This is a genomic window from Bacteroides sp. 1001136B_160425_E2, assembly GCF_015559655.1.
Classification (GTDB): Bacteria; Bacteroidota; Bacteroidia; order Bacteroidales; family Bacteroidaceae; genus Bacteroides; species Bacteroides luhongzhouii.
This window is the reverse complement of record NZ_JADMQH010000004.1, coordinates 319,245-340,618: the sequence shown is the minus strand read 5'-3', so window position 1 is coordinate 340,618 and position 21,374 is coordinate 319,245. Positions and strand designations below refer to the sequence as shown.

At 42.9% G+C, this 21,374-nt stretch carries 14 protein-coding genes and 2 tRNA genes; 14 read left to right on the top strand and 2 right to left on the bottom strand.

Translation table 11 applies throughout. The annotated features are described in order from the left end of the window. Positions 1–11 precede the first annotated feature (11 nt). Complete coding sequence (gene mutL, locus I2I04_RS05875; protein WP_195470297.1) at positions 12–1,904, top strand: DNA mismatch repair endonuclease MutL; 1,893 nt, start codon at positions 12–14, stop codon at positions 1,902–1,904. 103 nt (positions 1,905–2,007) lie between these two features. Beyond that, a complete protein-coding gene (locus I2I04_RS05870; RefSeq protein ID WP_195654583.1) occupies positions 2,008–3,195 on the top strand; it encodes an OmpA family protein in 1,188 nt (395 codons plus the stop codon). A 166-nt stretch (positions 3,196–3,361) separates the two neighbouring features. Here the strand turns inward: I2I04_RS05870 and I2I04_RS05865 are convergent, their stop codons facing one another. After that, positions 3,362–4,000, bottom strand: coding sequence for an HU family DNA-binding protein (locus tag I2I04_RS05865; RefSeq protein ID WP_195654582.1), 639 nt, complete (start codon positions 3,998–4,000; stop codon positions 3,362–3,364). 330 nt (positions 4,001–4,330) lie between these two features. Between I2I04_RS05865 and I2I04_RS05860 the strand changes: the two genes are divergently transcribed. Both I2I04_RS05860 and I2I04_RS05855 read left to right on the top strand, forming a co-directional pair. Further along, positions 4,331–5,653, top strand: a complete 1,323-nt coding sequence (locus I2I04_RS05860; RefSeq protein WP_195654581.1) for a VapE domain-containing protein — start codon at positions 4,331–4,333, stop codon at positions 5,651–5,653. 257 nt (positions 5,654–5,910) lie between these two features. Beyond that, positions 5,911–8,265, top strand: coding sequence for a DUF2339 domain-containing protein (locus I2I04_RS05855; protein WP_195654580.1), 2,355 nt, complete (start codon positions 5,911–5,913; stop codon positions 8,263–8,265). Positions 8,266–8,351: 86 nt separating this feature from the next. Here the strand turns inward: I2I04_RS05855 and trpS are convergent, their stop codons facing one another. Then, positions 8,352–9,446 (bottom strand): tryptophan--tRNA ligase, encoded by a 1,095-nt coding sequence (gene trpS / locus I2I04_RS05850; RefSeq protein WP_195654579.1) that lies wholly within the window; start codon positions 9,444–9,446, stop codon positions 8,352–8,354. A 245-nt stretch (positions 9,447–9,691) separates the two neighbouring features. Between trpS and I2I04_RS05845 the strand changes: the two genes are divergently transcribed. From I2I04_RS05845 to I2I04_RS05800, 10 genes are all read left to right on the top strand, one after another. Then, entirely contained in the window at positions 9,692–10,525 is an 834-nt protein-coding gene (locus tag I2I04_RS05845) for an alpha/beta hydrolase (protein WP_229126934.1), read from the top strand. 254 nt (positions 10,526–10,779) lie between these two features. Next, complete coding sequence (carB, locus tag I2I04_RS05840) at positions 10,780–14,001, top strand: carbamoyl-phosphate synthase (glutamine-hydrolyzing) large subunit (protein WP_143259006.1); 3,222 nt, start codon at positions 10,780–10,782, stop codon at positions 13,999–14,001. A 242-nt stretch (positions 14,002–14,243) separates the two neighbouring features. Continuing rightward, positions 14,244–15,017: a peroxide stress protein YaaA gene (gene yaaA, locus I2I04_RS05835; protein WP_195654578.1), complete on the top strand. Its 774-nt coding sequence runs from the start codon at positions 14,244–14,246 to the stop codon at positions 15,015–15,017. A gap of 3 nt (positions 15,018–15,020) precedes the next feature. Next, positions 15,021–15,575, top strand: a complete 555-nt coding sequence (locus I2I04_RS05830; RefSeq protein WP_143259008.1) for a sugar O-acetyltransferase — start codon at positions 15,021–15,023, stop codon at positions 15,573–15,575. Positions 15,576–15,886: 311 nt separating this feature from the next. Beyond that, a tRNA-Val gene (locus I2I04_RS05825) sits at positions 15,887–15,961 on the top strand. Between the two features lie 34 nt (positions 15,962–15,995). Next, a tRNA-Val gene (locus I2I04_RS05820) sits at positions 15,996–16,070 on the top strand. Between the two features lie 140 nt (positions 16,071–16,210). Then, positions 16,211–17,557 carry an adenylosuccinate lyase gene (gene purB, locus I2I04_RS05815; RefSeq protein ID WP_195470281.1) on the top strand — a complete coding sequence of 449 codons (1,347 nt, stop codon included), beginning with the start codon at positions 16,211–16,213 and terminating at the stop codon, positions 17,555–17,557. A 74-nt stretch (positions 17,558–17,631) separates the two neighbouring features. Next, positions 17,632–19,134 carry a pseudouridine synthase gene (locus I2I04_RS05810; protein WP_195654577.1) on the top strand — a complete coding sequence of 501 codons (1,503 nt, stop codon included), beginning with the start codon at positions 17,632–17,634 and terminating at the stop codon, positions 19,132–19,134. A 105-nt stretch (positions 19,135–19,239) separates the two neighbouring features. Beyond that, a complete protein-coding gene (asnS, locus tag I2I04_RS05805) occupies positions 19,240–20,643 on the top strand; it encodes an asparagine--tRNA ligase (protein WP_195654576.1) in 1,404 nt (467 codons plus the stop codon). 139 nt (positions 20,644–20,782) lie between these two features. Next, the gene (locus tag I2I04_RS05800; RefSeq protein ID WP_143259012.1) at positions 20,783–21,274 is read left to right on the top strand and encodes a DUF4488 domain-containing protein; all 492 of its coding nucleotides are present in this window, start codon (positions 20,783–20,785) and stop codon (positions 21,272–21,274) included. Positions 21,275–21,374: the final 100 nt, after the last annotated feature.

Here is a 21,374-nt window from a genome sequence, read left to right as displayed (position 1 = left end):
ATTAACGAAGTATGAGCGATATAATTCATTTGTTACCTGATTCGGTAGCTAACCAGATTGCTGCCGGTGAAGTGATACAACGTCCCGCGTCTGTCATCAAGGAGCTAGTGGAGAATGCGATTGATGCAGATGCACAAAATATACATGTATTGGTGACTGATGCAGGTAAAACTAGCATTCAGGTGATTGATGATGGAAAAGGAATGTCCGAAACGGATGCTCGTCTTTCCTTTGAGCGGCATGCCACTTCCAAGATACGTCAAGCTGCAGATCTGTTTGCTTTGCGTACAATGGGATTTCGCGGAGAGGCATTGGCTTCCATTGCGGCAGTGGCACAGGTAGAGTTAAAGACACGTCCGGAATCGGAAGAGTTGGGAACGAAGCTGGTGATCGCAGGCTCTCAGGTGGAAAGCCAGGAGGCCGTGTCCTGTTCTAAAGGAAGTAACTTCTCTGTAAAGAACCTATTCTTTAATGTACCTGCCCGTCGTAAATTTCTAAAGGCTAATTCAACAGAATTGAGTAACATCCTTGCCGAATTTGAACGGATCGCTTTGGTGCATCCGGAGGTTGCCTTTTCGCTTTACAGTAATGATTCGGAGTTATTTAATCTTCCGGTATCACAATTACGTCAACGTATCCTTGCTATTTTCGGTAAGAAACTCAATCAGCAGTTACTGAATATAGAGGTAAATACTACCATGGTGAAAATCTCCGGATACGTAGCCAAGCCGGAGACTGCCCGTAAGAAAGGGGCACATCAGTATTTCTTTGTCAACGGGCGTTATATGCGTCATCCTTATTTTCATAAGGCAGTCATGGAGGCTTATGAACAGTTGATTCCCGTCGGCGAACAGATTTCTTATTTTATCTATTTCGATGTCGATCCGGCCAATATTGACGTGAATATCCACCCGACAAAGACCGAAATCAAGTTTGAGAATGAACAGGCCATCTGGCAGATACTTTCAGCATCCGTGAAAGAGTCGCTGGGTAAATTCAGTGCGATCCCTTCCATTGATTTTGATACAGAAGATATGCCTGACATCCCGGCATTTGAAGAAAAGATATCTTCCGAGCCTCCGAAGATACATTATAATACAGATTATAATCCGTTTAAAGTTTCTGCCGGTGGCGGATCGTACAGCCGTTCGAAAGTGGAATGGGAAGATTTGTACGGAGGGCTGACGAAAGCCAGTAAGATGAATAACCCGCAACCGGAACCCGAAATGGATTGGGAAGACTCTTCTATTGGCGGCCAACCTGCTTTCGTTGAAGAAAAGATGGAGACGGTCACCTCTGCCGCTTCTTCTACTTTGTATGCCAGTGAACCGGTTATGGAGAAAGGAAATCAGCATTTGCAGTTTAAAGGGCGGTTTATCCTGACTTCAGTTAAATCCGGTCTGATGTTAATCGATCAGCACCGGGCACACATACGGGTGCTTTTTGATCGTTATATGGTACAGATCCAACAGAAACAGGGGGTATCACAAGGCGTTTTGTTCCCGGAAATCTTACAATTGCCGGCTTCGGAAGCAGCTGTACTGCAAAGTATTATGGATGATTTGTCTGCAGTCGGTTTCGATTTGAGCAATCTGGGAGGCGGTAGCTATGCCATTAATGGTATTCCTTCGGGGATTGAAGGCCTGAATCCGGTGGAACTGGTGCGTAATATGCTGCATACGGCGATGGAAAAAGGAAGTGATGTCAAGGAAGAAATCCAAAGTATTCTGGCATTAACATTGGCTCGGGCAGCAGCTATTGTCTACGGGCAGGTGTTGAGTAATGAAGAAATGGTAAGCCTTGTAGACAACCTTTTTGCCTGTCCTTCACCGAATTACACACCCGATGGGAAAACTGTTTTGACAACAATCAAGGAGGAAGATATCGAAAGATTATTCAAATAAAACAAATAATTTCATCTTTTTCTAAAACCTTTTAGTTCAGTTCGTGTTATTTAAATAGTTCAACAAAGAAAAAGATTTAAATAACCACTTAACTATTAGGTATATGAAAAAGATTCTGATGTTGCTGGCATTTGCCGGCGTTGCGTCTGTCGCTTCTGCGCAGCAGACAATGACTGTAACTGAATACGAAGTGATTCAGGTACAAGATAAATATCAAGTAATAACTAATCCTTTCTGGAGTAACTGGTTCTTCTCTGTAGGAGGTGGTGCTCAGGTGCTATATGGAAACAATGACCATATCGGCAAATTCAGAGACCGTGTTGCTCCTACATTTAATGTGTCTGTCGGCAAATGGGTAACTCCAGGTTTCGGATTACGTTTGCAATACAGCGGATTGCAGGCAAAAGGATTCACTACCAGTGAAACTGCTAATTATGTAGTAGGTGGTCCGAGAGAAGACGGCTCTTACAAACAAAGATGGGACTACATGAACTTGCATGGTGATTTGATGATTAACCTGAACGCGCTTTTCGGTGGATACAATCCGAACCGCGTATATGAAATTATCCCTTATATAGGTGCCGGTTGGGCTCATGCTTATTCTCGTCCTCACACTAATTCCGCTACTTTCAATGCAGGTATTATCAACCGCTTCCGTTTGTCGAATGCTGTTGACTTGAATCTGGAGTTGAGCGCAACAGGTCTGGAAGGTAAGTTTGACGGAGAACATGGAGGTAAACCCGATTATGATGGTATCTTAGGTGCTACCCTCGGTGTGACTTATTACTTCCCGACTCGCGGATTCCAACGTCCTACTCCACAGATTATCTCTGAACTCGAATTGAACCAGATGCGTAATCAGATGAATGCAATGGCAGCAGCTAATATGCAATTGCAACAGCAGTTGGCAAATGCACAACAACCGGTAGAAGTAGAAGATACTGAAGAAATTGTTATCACAGATACTAACATTGCTCCGCGTACCGTATTCTTTAAGATTGGTTCTGATAAATTATCTCCGCAAGAAGAAATGAACTTGTCATATCTTGCCAGCAAGATAAAAGAATCTCCGAATGCTACATACACAATCAACGGATATGCTGACTCTGCAACTGGTACTCCTGCTTTCAATCAGAAGTTAAGTTTGGAACGTGCACAGGTTGTTAAAGACTTGTTGGTTAAGAAATATGGTATCTCTGGCGATAGACTGAAAGTTGCAGCCGGTGGTGGTGTTGACAAATTCGGTCAACCGATTCTGAACCGTGTAGTATTGGTAGAATCTGCACAGTAATAAAAAGTAAAAAAGCGATTTCAGCATTCAGCGATTCTCTGTAATCGTTTGCTGGAAAGGAAAAGCGGCTGAAAGCGAACCCTGAAAAGAGAGGTTCATGCTTTCAGCCGTCTTTTTTATATCTGTTATTTTGGTTGTCTCTTCTGATATTCTATTTCATTTTAGTTTATTTGACAGGCTGATAATCTCTGGATTTTCCATAAAAACCCGGGGCCGGCACATAAATCGGTTGACTGGGAATACCGATATTCTGCAGCTTGCCTTCCTTACGGAGTCGGCGAATATGAATCATGGCTGTGGAACGTACCATCCCCGTGATGCCTTGAAAGTCGGAACGTTGCATAATCTGATGATCGGTGAAATACTCTTTTAACCGCATGTCTATCTCTATTTCCGATAATTTGGCAGAGTGTTTGACCCGCTTCATCTGCTTTATTTTTATACATCCGACAGATTGTTTCAGCTTCTTGTCCGAACGAAACTGTATGGCTTTCAATTTTACTTTTGAATTTCTGCGGGGAGTATCTGCAGAGATCTCCTCGGTGGCAGTCAGCGTGGGGTAGAAATAGCCGATACCATCCAGGTGTACCTGCCTGCCTTCTCCCAATTCTTCTCCCATAACTTGCGAGAGAGCGTCCAATACAGCAGTCACATCTACTTCGTTCAGTGTGCACCGCGACTGGATTCTGCTTCTAAGTTCATTCGTATCTACCTGTCCGTTGGCAATGATACGCGGATGGAATCTTTTCTTTTGGGGTTTGTCCGGTGATACCGGATTCTCATACCAGTCAAATAATATGGCCATAGTTCCTTTTTTTTATAGATGTACTTTTGTTCCGTTTCTCCTATACTTCCTTTGCATTGTTCTTTCTTTAATTGTACCAGCTAATCAGAATCAGCTGATACGCTAACCTTAGCTAGCTTATAGGATAACCTCAACTAGCCTATTGGCTAACCTTAATTAGCTTATACAATTTCTTATTGCAAAGATACAATACAAAGGCTTGCTAACCTAATATTAAAGGCTTTATTTCATAAACGCAATTAGTTAAGAACAAATTTGCAATCGGCTTGCAAACCGCTATACCGAGACAGTATCTTTGACGTACGAAAACATTAAAAAAACTACAAAAATATGATGGAAAAAGTAACCAAATTGCTCTCTATGCTGGTGAAGGGATGGAGAACTGAAATGAAAAAAGAGACTGCTTTTACAGAAGCAAAACCGCCTGTCTCGGAAGATATACAGCCGGAAAGTTTGAAACTGTCGGAGTCGTCGAATTTGCCACCATTGAAATCGGATAATAAAAAAAACGACTCTACTTGTCTGACGGATCAGGTAAATGCTTTTTTACTTGCCCGGTATGATTTCCGCTATAATCTCCTGACGGAAGAAACGGAATTCCGTTTGTTGGATGATTCAGGTACAGCAATCGGTATTTTCCAACCGGTGAGCAAACGTGATTTGAATACCTTTTGTATGGAAGCCCACACAAAAGGTGTTAATTGTTGGGATAAGGACGTGAGTCGCTATATTTATTCCACCTGTATTGCCGAATACCATCCTTTCCGGCTTTATATGGACGAATTGCCCGTTTGGGATGGAATCGATCGTGTCACTCCGTTAGCATTACGTGTTTCCGACCTTTCTCTGTGGGTGCGTGGTTTTCATACTTGGCTTTTGGGAGTTGCCGCCCAATGGGCGGGAAAAACAGGAATTCATGCCAATAGCGTGGCTCCCATTCTCGTCAGTTCGGAACAGGGACGGCTGAAGTCCACCTTCTGCAAGTCATTGATGCCTGCGGCTTTGCAGCATTACTATATGGATAATCTGAAACTGACTTCGGAAGGGAAGGCAGAGCGTCTTATGTCGGAGATGGGATTGATTAATCTTGATGAATTTGATAAATACGCTATGGGTAAAATGCCATTATTGAAAAATCTGATGCAAATGTCGAGTCTGCATATTTGCAAGGCATATCAGAAAAACTATCGCGACTTGCCACGTATCGCTTCATTTATAGGCACTTCCAATCGATCTGATTTGTTGAATGATCCTACGGGTAGTCGCCGTTTTCTTTGTGTGGAAGTGAAGAAACCGATTGATTGTGAAGGTATCGAACACGATCAACTCTTTGCCCAGCTCAAAGCTGAATTGGAACAGGGAATTCCTTATTGGTTCAATAAAGAACAGGAACGGGAACTACAACGCCACAATACCTCTTTTTATCATGCTTGTCCGGCAGAAGAAGTTTTTAACTGCTGCTTTCGTGCGGCTTTGCCGGAAGAGGAGTGTTTACAGTTGTCCGCGGCGGAAATATATAAGGAACTGAAGAAGGTGAATGGAGCTGCATTGAGAGGTTTTAATCCGAATCAGTTTGCACAAGTGTTGATGAAAATAGGGGTGGGGCGGAAGCATACGGAGTATGGGAATGTGTATCTGGTGATACGCCGCTGATTGATGTGATTCATGAGGCAGCGTTTTCATGATGCTGAAATGGCTGGAAGCAATATTTTTTATTTATAAGGTTTGCTTTCAGCCGGAATACAGATGAATAGGAGGGCGCACTTTTGATGAATAAACTAAAAAAAGTTAACTTGGGATTAATAGTTGTTTCCCATAATAAATAGGAGAAATAAAACTTTTTATTGGAATTGTTCCATGGTGTTATTATATATTTTATATTTGTGATATTGAATCCAATACAAAATACTATGAGCGATTTGAATAGTGTATATTTGCTGCTTGGTATAGTGATACTTATTGTTTTGCTATGTCGGTTTGATGGTCGGTTTACGAAAGTGGAGAGAGAGCTTGACGCGATAAAAAAACAGATGGACGCTCTTTTGAAGGGACAGGCGGAAATGGTTGTTGGTGATACGAAGACAAGTGAAAAGGCGCCCGAAGAAGCAGTGGTGGAAGAAGTTTTACCAAAAGAAAAATTGGTTGAAAAAGAGTTGGTCGTTCAAAGACAAAGTACGGTTTTAGGGGCTGCGATCGCTGATCAGTTGAAAGATATTCAGGAAGAAACTATTGAAAATATTCCGGTTGAGGATGCTACTCAAAAAGAATCTATCATGTCTCCGGTTACTGGGCCTCTGATTGCTCCGAAACCTAAGAAGAAACAAGTGAACTATGAGAAATTCATCGGTGAGAACCTTTTCGGGAAGATTGGTATTCTTATATTTGTAATCGGTGTAGGCTTTTTTGTGAAGTATGCCATTGATAAGAACTGGATTAATGAAACCTTCCGTACCGTACTTGGTTTCTTGACGGGAGCTGTGTTGTTGGCTGTTGCTGAACGGTTGCAAAAGAAATACCGAACTTTCAGTTCGCTGCTTGCGGGTGGTGCTTTCGCTGTGTTCTATCTTACAGTTGCCATTGCTTTCCATTATTATCATATTTTCTCGCAGACTATGGCCTTTATCATTCTGATTGGCGTCACAGTGTTTATGTCTATCCTCTCTGTGGTGTATAACCGGCGTGAGCTGGCTATCATTTCTCTTGTAGGAGGCTTTCTTGCGCCATTCATTGTGAGTAGCGGGGAAGGAAGTTATTTGGTACTGTTCACTTACGTGAGCATATTAAATCTGGGTATGTTCGGACTTTCCATTTATAAAAAGTGGAGTGAACTTCCAATGATTTCATTTGTCTTTACTTGCCTGATAATGGGAATCTTTCTTTTGTTGAACTATACCTCCAGTTCTACGGTTGTTTCGAACCATCTGTTTTGGTTTGCTACTCTGTTCTATTTTATTTTTTTACTTCCGGTATTCTCTATCCTTCGTGGAGAGAATATGCGGACGATGAGTCGGGGATTAGTATTCGTTATTATAACGAATAATTTTATCTATTTGCTTTCAGGAGCCTTATTCTTGCGGAATATGGGCTTATCTTTCAAAGCAAGCGGTTTGTTGAGCCTGTTTATCGCTCTTGTTAATTTAGGACTGGTGCTTTGGCTCTGGAAGAACCGAAAAGATTATAAATTTCTGGTTCATACCACTCTGGGGCTTGTATTGACATTTGTCTCTATCACTGTTCCGATTCAACTGGACGGAAACTATATAACATTGCTTTGGGCATCAGAAATGGTATTGTTGTTATGGCTTTATGTCAAGTCGAAAATCAGAGTATATGAATATGTGGCAAAGATATTGGTGGGACTCACTTTTGTTTCCTATCTGATAGACGTGTATCATGTTGTTTGGGGAGACCATCATTCTATCGGCACAATTTTCTTGAATAGTTCGTTTGCGACTTCTCTGTTTGTGGGATTGGCTACGGGTGCGTTTGCCCTGTTAATGGAATATTACCACCAATTCTTCTCTACGGCACGCCGATTGAAATACAGTTTCTGGAATCCGTTCATGCTTTTTATTTCCGTAGGTATACTCTACTATACATTTATGACGGAATTCTATCTGCATTTTGAAGGAGCGACGAAGAGCGGAGCGATGTTCTTGTTTACTGTCATTTCCATTTCTACAGTTTGTTATGCTTTCAAGAAACGGTTCCCGATAACAAAATATCCAGCTTTCTATATCTTGTCTCTTGGAGCAAACGTACTTACATACATAATAAATATATGGGGAGATCAGTGGGCGAGCATGACTTTGGTCCCGATCATATTACGATGGCTGACTGCATCATTCGTGATAGCGAATTTATACTATGTGGCACGTCAATACTATGCGACCATTGGCATAAAGACCCGTTTCACCGTTTATCTCAACATTTTGATTACCCTCCTTTGGGTGACAATGGTACGTTCTTTCCTCTGGCAGGCGGGCGTAGACGATTTCAGTGCCGGTCTTTCGCTTTCATTAAGCATTGCCGGATTCGTCCAAATGGGTTTGGGGATGCGTTTGCATCAGAAAGTACTGCGCATGATAAGCCTTTCAACGTTCGGAATAGTTCTGCTCAAACTTGTATTGGATGATTTGTGGGCAATGCCTACCATCGGTAAGATTATCGTATTCATCATTTTGGGATTGATATTACTCATACTTTCATTCCTTTATCAGAAGCTGAAAGATGTGTTATTTAAGAATGATGATGAAATGAACTAAAATGACGAAAAGTCTACTATATAATTAAAGGCTGCCGTTCTAAAAAAGAAGGCAGCCTTTAATTATGTAGTATAAGTTTAGATTCTTTATTCCTGTGAGAAACGTTTCACTTGTTCCTCAATCAATTCCTTATCATCGAAATAATTGATCTTCATTGCTTTCTTCACATCAGCCAACGTTTCGGCAGCGGCAGTTCTGGCCACTTCGCATCCTTTCTGAAGCATGTCATATATAGCCGGAATGTCTTTGCTGAACTCTTTACGACGGTTGCGAATCGGTTCGAGAATTTCTTGCATGATAGAGTTCAGGAAACGTTTTACTTTTACGTCGCCCAGTCCGCCGCGTTGATAATGCGCTTTTAGTTCTGCCAGATTCGGATAATCCGGTAGGTAACGTTCAAAATGTTCGGGGAGGCAGAAAGCATCCAGGTAAGTAAATACCGTATTACCTTCAATCTTTCCCGGATCTTGTACGCGGAGATGTCCCGGGTCGGTATACATACTCATGATTTTCTTTTGGATTTCTTCCGGTTCTTCCGAGAGATAGATGCAGTTTCCGAGCGATTTACTCATTTTAGCTTTACCGTCAGTTCCCGGAAGACGCAAACAAGCCGCATTGTCCGGCAACAGGATTTCCGGTTCTACCAATGTTTCACCATATATATAGTTGAAACGGCGAACGATTTCACGAGCCTGTTCGAGCATCGGTTCCTGGTCTTCACCCACAGGGACAGTCGTTGCGCGGAACGCTGTAATGTCCGCTGCCTGGCTGATGGGATAAGTGAAGAAACCTACGGGAATACTTGCTTCAAAGTTACGCATCTGAATTTCCGATTTCACAGTCGGGTTACGTTGCAGGCGGGATACGCTGACAAGGTCCATATAATAGAAACTAAGTTCGCACAGTTCCGGAATTTGCGACTGGATGAAAATCGTAGCTTTAGTCGGATCAATACCACAAGCCAGATAATCAAGAGCAACTTCGATTACATTCTGACGCACCTTTTCCGGATTGTCTATATTGTCTGTCAATGCCTGTGAATCGGCAATGAAGATAAACATCTTACTATAATCACCTGCATTCTGCAAGTCAACTCTGCGTTTCAACGAACCTACATAGTGACCGATATGAAGTCTTCCGGTAGGGCGGTCGCCTGTCAATATGATTTTTTCTTTGCTCATAATGAATGTCTTATTTATAATCAATGGAACGCAAAGATAAGGATAAAAACTGAAAAATGAATAAAAACGGAGATACTTCATTTTCGAAATGCCCACTTCTGTCAATGCTTGTGAAAAGATTAATGAAGGTTGTCTTGATAAATAAAGAGTTGAAATCATGATTCTTATGTTTTTTATATATCTTTGTAGCATACTAACCATCGTTTTATAGCCTCATTAAAGAGTGGCTGGAAAATGAATGAAAAATGAAAAAGATTTTTTTAATATGTTTGTCATCTTTGTTAATAATGAGTGATTTGGCAGCACAACAACAGACTATGGTTGTATGGCCGGGAGAAGTGCCGGGTGCAACTAAGGAAAAACAAGCCATGGTGAAGGACTTAACTACCGAACCGGGTGTGATACGTATAACGGAAGTTACCAATCCGACACTGGAAATATACCAACCTGTAGGTGCGGGGAACGGAGCGGGAGTAATCGTATGTCCGGGAGGAGGATATGCACTTTTAGCTTATGATAAAGAGGGAACTGATATTGCAAAGTGGCTGGCGAAACAAGGCTTTACTGCCTATGTACTTGCCTATCGGGTACCCGGTAAGCAAGATGGGGCATTGCAGGACGTGCAGCGTTCCATCCGGCTGATGCGTCAGAAGAATAAGCAACTCGAAAAAGTGGGAGTAATCGGATTCTCTGCTGGCGGCAGTCTTTCTGCAAGAGCGGCCACACGCTTTAATGAGAATACTTATCCGAAAGTAGATGCAGCGGATGAACTTAGTTGTCGTCCGGATTTTGCATTGCTGATTTATCCGGCCTATTTAGATCAGGGAAATGAACGGACCTTGACCCCGGAACTGACTATCACCGAACAGACACCTCCCATGTTTTTGTTTGCCACCAGTGATGATTTCCATGCTAATAGCGCTTTAGTTATGGCACAAGCATTGCGCGATCATAAAATACCCGTAGAATTACACCTTACGGCAAAGGGAGGACATGGATATGGTATGCGTGGAGCTCCGGCAGGACTTTTATGGCCTTCGTGGGCCGAGCAGTGGTTGAAAGAATTTGTGAAAAAGTAGTAGTTTCTTTTTGCTATTTCCAAAATTAGTAGTTACTTTGCACAAATTTTGAAGAAAACAATGAATCAACAGGAAATTAGAAGTAAGTATTATCTACATTCGGATGTTTTGCACCCGGAAACGGCGGGCTTCTTCTCTTATTTCCAAAAACGATATTTTAGTTCTTTGGTAATGCGTTAGTCCTTTTTTGAGGGCAACGCATTTTTTTTTATAAGCAAACTTAGATATAACAACATATTATAACAACAAAAGAAATGGAAAAGGAAATCAAGAAAGTCCTCGTTTTGGGTTCAGGAGCACTCAAGATCGGACAGGCAGGAGAATTTGACTACTCTGGCTCACAAGCACTGAAAGCGTTGAAAGAAGAAGGTATCAGCTCGGTACTGGTTAATCCGAACATTGCAACCATTCAGACTTCTGAAGGTATTGCTGATAAGGTGTATTTCCTTCCTGTGAATACTTATTTCGTAGAAGAAATTATCAAGAAAGAAAAACCGGATGGTATTCTGCTGGCATTCGGCGGACAGACTGCATTGAACTGCGGTGCTGAACTTTATACACAAGGTGTTCTTGATAAATACGGAGTAAAGGTACTCGGAACTTCGGTAGAAGCTATCATGTATACAGAAGACCGTGACCTGTTCGTGAAGAAACTGAATGAAATTGACATGAAGACTCCGGTTAGCGAGGCAGTAGAAAACATGGAAGATGCCATTGCTGCTGCACGCAGAATTGGTTATCCTGTCATGGTGCGTTCTGCCTATGCATTGGGTGGTCTTGGTAGCGGTATCTGTGCCAATGAGGAAGAATTCCTGAAATTGGCAGAGAGCTCATTTGCTTTCTCAAAACAAATTCTGGTAGAAGAGTCTTTGAAAGGCTGGAAAGAGATCGAATTTGAAGTGATCCGTGACGCTAACGACCATTGCTTCACAGTAGCCAGCATGGAAAACTTCGATCCGTTGGGTATTCATACCGGTGAATCAATAGTAGTAGCTCCTACCTGCTCGCTGGATGATAAAGAATTGGCTCTGTTGAAGGAACTTTCTACCAAATGTATCCGTCACCTCGGTATCGTGGGTGAATGTAATATTCAGTATGCTTTCAACTCTGATACGGATGATTACCGTGTGATTGAAGTAAATGCCCGTTTGAGCCGTTCTTCTGCATTGGCTTCTAAGGCTACCGGTTATCCATTGGCATTCGTTGCTGCTAAAGTAGCGCTTGGTTACACACTCGACCAGATTGGTGAGATGGGAACCCCGAACTCTGCATACGTAGCTCCACAACTTGACTACTATATCTGTAAAATCCCTCGTTGGGACTTGACTAAGTTTGCCGGTGTATCTCGTGAAATCGGTTCAAGCATGAAATCAGTTGGTGAAATCATGTCTATCGGTCGCTCTTTCGAAGAAATCATCCAGAAAGGTCTTCGTATGATCGGTCAGGGAATGCACGGTTTCGTAGGAAACGACGATTCGCATTTCGACGACCTCGACAAAGAACTATCTTGCCCGACAGACTTGCGTGTCTTCGCTATCGCACAAGCAATGGAAGAAGGTTACACCATCGAACGTATCCATGACCTGACAAAGATTGACCCATGGTTCCTTGGCAAACTGAAAAATATCGTAGACTACAAAGCGAAACTGTCCACCTATAATAAGGTAGAAGATATACCTGCTGATGTAATGCGTGAAGCTAAAGTGTTAGGTTTCTCCGACTTCCAGATTGCCCGTTTCGTTCTGAATCCAACCGGAAACATGGAGAAAGAAAACCTGGCAGTGCGTGCTCATCGTAAATCGATGGGTATTCTTCCGGCTGTAAAACGTATTAATACGGTTGCTTCCGAACATCCGGAACTGACTAACTATCTGTATATGACTTATGCAGTGGAAGGTTATGATGTGAACTATTATAAGAATGAAAAATCAGTAGTCGTATTGGGCTCGGGTGCTTACCGTATCGGTAGCTCTGTGGAATTTGACTGGTGCTCGGTGAATGCGGTTCAGACTGCCCGCAAACTGGGTTACAAGTCTATCATGATTAATTACAATCCAGAAACGGTTTCTACTGACTATGATATGTGCGACCGTCTTTACTTCGATGAACTTTCGTTCGAACGTGTACTTGACGTAATCGACCTCGAACAACCTCGTGGTGTGATCGTCTCGGTAGGCGGACAAATCCCGAACAACCTGGCTATGAAACTTTACCGCCAGTCGGTTCCTGTATTGGGTACTTCTCCGATTTCTATCGACCGTGCTGAAAACCGTAACAAGTTCTCGGCTATGCTCGATCAACTGGGCATCGACCAGCCGGCTTGGATGGAGCTGACCAGTCTTGAAGAAGTGAAAGGATTTGTAGAAAAAGTAGGCTACCCGGTATTGGTTCGTCCTTCTTACGTCCTTTCAGGAGCAGCAATGAATGTTTGCTACGACGATGAAGAATTGGAGAACTTCCTGAAGATGGCTGCCGAAGTTTCTAAAGAATATCCGGTTGTTGTTTCTCAATTCCTTGAAAATACGAAAGAAATTGAATTTGATGCCGTTGCTCAGAATGGTGAAGTGGTAGAATATGCAATTTCCGAACACGTAGAGTTTGCCGGTGTTCACTCCGGTGATGCTACTTTGGTATTCCCGGCGCAAAAGATTTACTTTGCAACAGCTCGTCGCATCAAGAAGATCAGCCGTCAGATTGCTAAAGAACTCAATATCTCCGGTCCGTTCAATATCCAGTTCCTGGCTCGTAACAATGAAGTGAAAGTAATCGAATGTAACTTGCGTGCTTCTCGTAGCTTCCCGTTTGTTTCTAAAGTTCTGAAACGTAACTTTATCGAAACAGCTACCCGCATCATGTTGGATGCTCCATACTCACGTCCGGATAAGTCGGCGTTCGATATCGATTGGATCGGTGTAAAGGCTTCTCAATTCTCCTTCTCTCGTCTGCACAAAGCTGACCCGGTATTGGGCGTAGATATGTCTTCTACAGGTGAAGTGGGATGTATCGGTGATGATTTCTCTGAAGCATTGCTGAATGCAATGATTGCTACCGGATTCAAGATTCCTGAAAAAGCAGTGATGTTCTCTTCCGGTGCAATGAAATCGAAAGTAGATTTGCTGGATGCCAGTCGTATGCTGTTCGGTAAGGGTTATCAGATTTACGCAACTGCCGGAACGGCTGCTTTCCTGAATGCTCATGGAGTAGATGCAACACCAGTTTACTGGCCGGATGAAAAACCGGGTGCAGAGAACAATGTCATGAAGATGATTGCTGACCATAAGTTTGATTTGATCGTTAACATTCCGAAGAATCACAGCAAACGTGAATTAACGAATGGTTATCGTATCCGTCGCGGTGCAATCGATCATAACATTCCGTTGATTACAAATGCTCGTTTGGCAAGTGCCTTTATCGAAGCATTCTGCGAATTGAAACTGAATGATATTCAGATTAAGAGCTGGCAGGAATATAAATAAAAACAGCTTTAGCTGTCTGTTAGATAAAAAGAACTCCCTCTTTGGCTTGTCCAAAGAGGGAGTTCTTTTTTATTAGCAAATATAGCACATTAGAGTGTGTTCTATATAGGGAGTGTTTTGTTATTAATAAATGATTAAAGTTAATTATTGGTTGAAACTAAGTAGAATCTGCCTATCCATCAGCAAGAGAAGAGATTTATTTTTTATTTTTGTTTTTTGAAAAGATAAAATCAGATAAAACAATGTTAGTACTTCTATCTTGTGCCAAGACTATGAGTGAGACTTCAAAGGTGAAAATACCTTTGAAGACAGTTCCACGATTTCAAAAAGAAGCTTCCGGGATTGCTTTGCAGATGTCACAGTTTTCAGTGGATGAACTGGAACGCCTGTTGCATATAAATGCCAGGATGGCGGTAGAGAATTATAAGCGTTATCAGGCTTTTCATGCAGAAGATACGCCGGAATTGCCAGCTTTGCTGGCTTATACCGGAATTGTGTTCAAACGATTGAACGCAAAGGATTTCTCGAAAGAAGAATTTGAATATGCGCAGGGACATCTGCGGTTGACTTCTTTTTGTTATGGGTTGTTGAGGCCTTTAGATGTTATTCGTTCCTATCGCTTGGAAGGAGACGTAGTATTGCCGGAACCGGGCAATCAGACCATGTTCTCTTATTGGAAATCTCGTCTGACGGATGTTTTCATTGAAGATATAAAGAAAGCGGGAGGCATACTCTGCAATTTGGCCAGCGATGAAATGAAAAGTTTGTTTGATTGGAAGCGTGTGGAGAGGGAAGTACGTGTCATTACTCCCGAATTTCAGGTATGGAAGAACGGGAAATTAGCTTCGATAGTGATCTATATCAAAATGTCCCGTGGCGAAATGACGCGGTTCATTCTGAAGAATAGAATAGAAGATCCGGAGGATTTGAAAAGCTTCTCCTGGGAAGGATTCGAATTTAACGAATCTCTTTCGGGTGAAAAGAAGTTTGTATTTACTAACGGTAAAGAAATATAAAGTATGACGGAAGTAGAAAAGATGCGTAGCAGCCGGTTGGCTGATATGGCTGCGCCGGAATTGCAGGTGCGTTTTGAACATGCCAAGAAGCTGCTGGCACGTATGCGGGGAATGAGTACGTATGATGAGGGGTATCGGGAATTATTGGAAAAACTGGTACCGGGGATTCCTGAAACTTCAATTATCTGTCCGCCTTTCCATTGCGATCATGGAGACGGAATCAAATTGGGTGAACATGTATTTGTGAATGCCAATTGCACTTTCCTGGATGGAGGATATATCACGATAGGCGCCCATACGCTGGTTGGGCCTTGTGTACAGATTTATACGCCGCATCATCCGATGGATTATCTGGAAAGAAGAGGCTCTAAGGAATATGCTTATCCGGTGACGATTGGTGAAGACTGCTGGATTGGTGGGGGCGCTATTATCTGTCCCGGCGTGACGATTGGCAATCGCTGTGTAATAGGAGCGGGGAGCGTTGTGACGAGAGATATTCCCGACGACAGTGTGGCAGTCGGGAATCCGGCACGTGTTGTTCGCAAACAGGTTGTTTAACGCTTGACCGGAAAGGTTATTTCCCGGAATTTAAGCGTTTCTGCGTTACTATCCTCGTTGTGAATCCGTTTCCCTGCAATTCTTTTTAATTATTAATGATAGAGAAAGAGGCGCGACTATCTTTATTTTGTTCTGTTTATTAGACGAACCGGAAGATGTGAAAGTTGCAAGAAAAAAGTTTTTATTATTATTTGCTGATAATCAGAGTGTTTCTTTATTTGATGAAAAATTTCTTGAAAAATAATACATGAAATGTTTGCAGAATTCAAAAAATGCCGTACCTTTGCATCGCTTTTGAAACGGAAGTGTACGGGCGTTTAGCTCAGCTGGTTCAGAGCATCTGCCTTACAAGCAGAGGGTCGGCGGTTCGAATCCGTCAACGCCCACACAAAAAACGAAACACTTCCGGCTCATTAACAAGGGCGTTTAGCTCAGCTGGTTCAGAGCATCTGCCTTACAAGCAGAGGGTCGGCGGTTCGAATCCGTCAACGCCCACACAAAACAGAGTCTTACGAAGAAATTCGTGAGACTTTTTTTATTTCTTACCTCTTTTATACAAACTTTCTTCCTCCTTTTATCTTATAACTCAGGAAAAAGAGTTAATTTTGCAGTCTGATAATTATCTAAGAAAACGTATGGAACTTGATGTATTAACGGCCATATCTCCGATTGATGGTCGATATAGAGGCAAAACTAAAGCTTTGGCAGCTTATTTCTCTGAATTTGCACTGATTAAATACCGTGTACAGGTAGAGGTGGAGTATTTTATCACCTTGTGCGAACTTCCTTTGCCGCAATTGAAAGGAATCGATAGTAGCGTGTTTGAAACTTTACGGAATATCTACCGTAACTTTTCCGAAGCAGACGCACAACGCATTAAAGATATCGAAAGTGTAACTAACCACGATGTGAAAGCCGTAGAGTACTTCCTGAAAGAAGAATTTGACAAGATGGGCGGAATGGATGACTATAAAGAATTCATCCACTTCGGACTGACTTCTCAGGATATTAACAATACGTCTGTTCCTCTTTCTATCAAAGAGGCATTGGAGCAGGTTTATTACCCGTTGATTGAAGAACTGATTGCACAGTTGAAAACTTATGCGACAGAATGGGCTAACATTCCGATGCTTGCCAAAACTCACGGTCAACCGGCTTCTCCTACCCGTCTGGGTAAAGAAGTGATGGTATTTGTTTACCGTCTCGAACGTCAGCTGGCTATGTTGAAAGCATGCCCGCTTACAGCTAAATTTGGCGGTGCTACCGGAAACTACAATGCGCATCACGTGGCTTATCCTCAATATGACTGGAAACAATTCGGCAATCGGTTTGTTGCAGAAAAACTGGGACTGGAACGCGAAGAATATACAACGCAGATTTCGAACTATGATAACCTCTCTGCTGTTTTTGATGCTATGAAGCGTATCAATACTGTCATGGTGGATATGAATCGTGACTTCTGGCAGTACATCTCTATGGAGTACTTCAAGCAGAAGATCAAAGCCGGAGAAGTAGGTTCGAGCGCTATGCCGCATAAAGTGAATCCGATTGACTTTGAAAATGCGGAAGGTAACCTGGGCATAGCAACGTCTATTCTGGAACATTTGGCTGTGAAGCTTCCTGTTTCCCGCTTGCAGCGTGATTTGACAGACTCAACAGTATTGCGTAATGTCGGTGTACCTTTCGGTCACATCGTGATTGCCATCCAGAGTTCTTTGAAGGGGTTGCGCAAACTGTTGCTGAACGAACCGGCTATTTATCGTGATTTGGATAACTGTTGGAGTGTGGTGGCAGAAGCTATTCAGACTATTTTGCGCCGTGAGGCTTATCCGCATCCGTATGAAGCTTTGAAAGCGTTAACCCGGACCAATCAAGCTATTACAGAAAGTTCTATTAAAGAGTTTATCGAAGAATTGAATGTAAGCGAAGATATTAAAAAAGAGTTAAGAGCAATCACTCCCCATACATATACGGGGCTTTAATTGTTTACTTATATAATAAACGTGTTTTTTAAATAGGCCGTGAGGCCAAAGTCTAATTTTATTCGAATAAAAAAATGAGCACAGAAAACGAAGAATGGCGCGAAAATTCTTTCAATGAGGAGAATACAGGTGCCGGCCGTGATGGTAACAGGTCTTACAACAGAGAAGGTGGAGAACGTCCGTATCGCCCTTCTTACAACCGTGAAGGCGGGGATCGTCCGTATCGCCCGCGATTTAATGCCAACAATGAAGGAGGCGAACGCCCGCAGCGTTCGTATGGTGACCGCTCTTATGGCGACCGTCCCCAACGTCCTTCTTATAATCGTGAAGGTGGAGATCGTCCGTATCGTCCTCGCTTCAATAATAATAATGAAGGAGGCGACCGTCCTCAACGTCCTTACAACCGCGAAGGTGGTGACCGCCCGTCTTATGGCGACCGTCCTCAACGTCCTTCTTACAACCGTGAAGGCGGCGACCGTCCTTACCGTCCTCGCTTCAATAACGGCGAAGGTGGTGACCGCCCGTCTTATGGCGACCGTCCTCAACGTCCTTCCTACAACCGTGAAGGTGGCGACCGTCCTTACCGTCCCCGCTTTAATAACGGCGAAGGTGGCGACCGTCCTCAACGTCCTTCTTACAACCGTGAAGGTGGTGATCGTCCGTATCGTCCCCGTTTCAATAACGGCGAAGGTGGCGGCTATCGCAGCAACAACGGAGGTGGAGGTTACCGTCCGAGATACAACAACGACCGTTCACAAGGAGGATATCGTCCGCGTCCGCGTACCGGCGATTATGATCCGAACGCTAAGTATAGCGTAAAGAAACAGATCGAGTACAAGGAACAGTTCGTTGATCCGAATGAACCGATTCGTCTGAATAAGTTCCTGGCTAACGCAGGTGTTTGCTCCCGTCGTGAGGCTGATGAATTTATCACAGCAGGTGTGGTTTCTGTAAACGGTGAAGTGGTAACGGAATTGGGTACGAAGATCAAACGTTCGGATGTGGTTAAGTTCCACGACGAACCGGTAAGCATCGAACGCAAGGTATACGTATTGCTGAATAAACCGAAAGATACCGTTACTACATCGGATGATCCGCAGGAACGTCGTACAGTAATGGATTTGGTGAAAGGCGCTTGCAACGAACGTATTTATCCGGTAGGACGTCTGGACCGTAACACGACTGGTGTACTGTTACTGACGAATGACGGTGATCTGGCTTCCAAGCTGACACACCCGAAATTCCTGAAGAAGAAAATTTATCATGTTCATCTGGACAAGAATCTGACTAAAGCGGATATGGATCAGATTGCAGCTGGTATCCAGTTGGAAGATGGTGAAATCCATGCAGATGCGATCAGCTATACAGATGATTTCAAGAAAGACCAGGTAGGTATCGAAATTCACTCCGGTAAGAACCGTATCGTTCGCCGTATTTTCGAATCACTGGGTTATAAAGTAGTAAAACTCGACCGTGTGTTCTTCGCCGGACTGACCAAAAAAGGTCTGCGTCGCGGAGACTGGCGTTACCTGTCGGAAGCAGAAGTAAACTACCTCCGCATGGGTTCGTTTGAGTAATAAGTCAATAAATAACAACTTGACAGAGGACGGGGAAAGAAAGCAGGAAAGAATTCATCTTGCATTTGAAACCTCGTCTTCTTGTATCTAAAAAGAAAAAGTTAAATGGAAAAGATTGGTAGAACAAAAATTGTTGATCTGTTGAAGCGCACAGATATTGGCGCTATGGTCAATGTGAAAGGATGGGTTCGCACCCGTAGAGGTAGCAAACAAGTAAACTTTATCGCACTGAATGACGGTTCTACAATAAATAATTTGCAGATCGTAGTAGATTTGGCTAATTTCGATGAAGAGATGCTGAAACTGATTACTACCGGCGCTTGTATCAGCGTGAACGGAGAAATGGTAGAATCAGTGGGTTCCGGACAGAAAGTGGAAGTACAGGCTCGTGAAATCGAAGTGCTGGGTACTTGCGATAATACATACCCATTACAGAAGAAAGGCCACTCTATGGAATTCTTGCGCGAGATTGCTCACTTGCGTCCGCGTACGAATACATTCGGTGCAGTGTTCCGCATCCGTCACAACATGGCGATTGCTATTCACAAGTTCTTCCATGAAAAGGGATTCTTCTATTTCCATACGCCGATCATTACAGCTTCCGATTGTGAAGGTGCCGGACAGATGTTCCAAGTGACTACCATGAACCTGTATGACTTGAAGAAAGACGAGAGAGGTTCCATCTCTTATGAAGATGATTTCTTCGGTAAGCAGGCAAGTCTGACTGTTTCCGGTCAGTTGGAAGGTGAACTGGCAGCTACTGCCTTGGGAGCTATCTACACATTCGGTCCTACATTCCGTGCCGAAAACTCCAACACTCCCCGCCACTTGGCAGAGTTCTGGATGATTGAGCCGGAAGTTGCTTTCAACGACATTACAGACAACATGGACTTGGCAGAAGAGTTCATCAAATATTGTGTGAAATGGGCGTTGGATAACTGCGCGGATGATGTGAAGTTCCTGAACGATATGTTCGATAAAGGCTTGATTGAACGTCTGCAAGGTGTATTGAAAGATGATTTCGTACGTTTGCCTTATACAGATGGTATCAAGATTCTTGAAGAGGCTGTTGCGAAAGGACATAAGTTCGAATTCCCGGTTTACTGGGGCGTGGACCTGGCTTCCGAACACGAACGTTTCTTAGTGGAGGAACACTTCAAACGTCCGGTGATTCTGACTGATTATCCGAAGGAAATCAAAGCCTTCTATATGAAGCAGAACGAAGACGGTAAGACAGTACGTGCAATGGACGTACTTTTCCCGAAAATTGGTGAAATTATCGGTGGTTCCGAACGTGAAGCCGACTATGGCAAGCTGATGACCCGTATTGAAGAAATGCATATCCCGATGAAAGATATGTGGTGGTATCTGGATACCCGTAAGTTCGGTACTTGTCCTCACTCTGGTTTTGGATTAGGATTCGAACGTCTGTTGTTGTTTGTAACAGGTATGGCGAATATCCGTGACGTGATACCGTTCCCGCGTACACCAAGAAATGCTGATTTCTAATATTTCGGTATATTTATGTAAAACTCGCATAATCTTCAGGTTATGCGAGTTTTTTTATGCTCTGAATTGCTGTATTTTCAAAATAAATCTTTATATTTGAAAATACGCATTCGAGAGTGTTAACTAAAATAGTACAACAATGAAAAAGCTCTATTTCTTTACCATGCTTTCAATAATGTTGTTAGCGGTAACAGGTGCGATGGCCCAGAAGAAAACCAAATTCAAAGCGGCCGATTTGAAAGGTATTTGGCAGCTCTGCCATTATGTATCCGAATCTCCCGATGTTCCGGGGGCATTAAAACCCAGTAATACATTTAAAGTATTGAGTGATGACGGACAAATCGTCAACTTTACCATTATTCCCGGTGCGGATGCGATTATTACTGGATATGGTACTTATAAACAACTCACGGACGATTCTTATAAGGAAAGTATCGAGAAGAATATTCATCTCCCGATGCTGGACAATCAGGACAATATTTTGGAATTCGAGATTAAGGACAATGATTATCTCCATCTGAAATATTTTATCAAGAATGATTTGAATGGAAATGAGTTGAACACCTGGTATTATGAAACCTGGAAGAGGGTGGAGATGCCGGCTAAGTTTCCGGAAGATATTGTAAGATAGAAGAGCGCGTACTTTCTGTTGAGGCATGGATTTTGCAAAAAGCTGCATGGTTGTTTGGCTATGTCTGACGACGGCTTATTTTGTGAAATCTGTGCCTGTT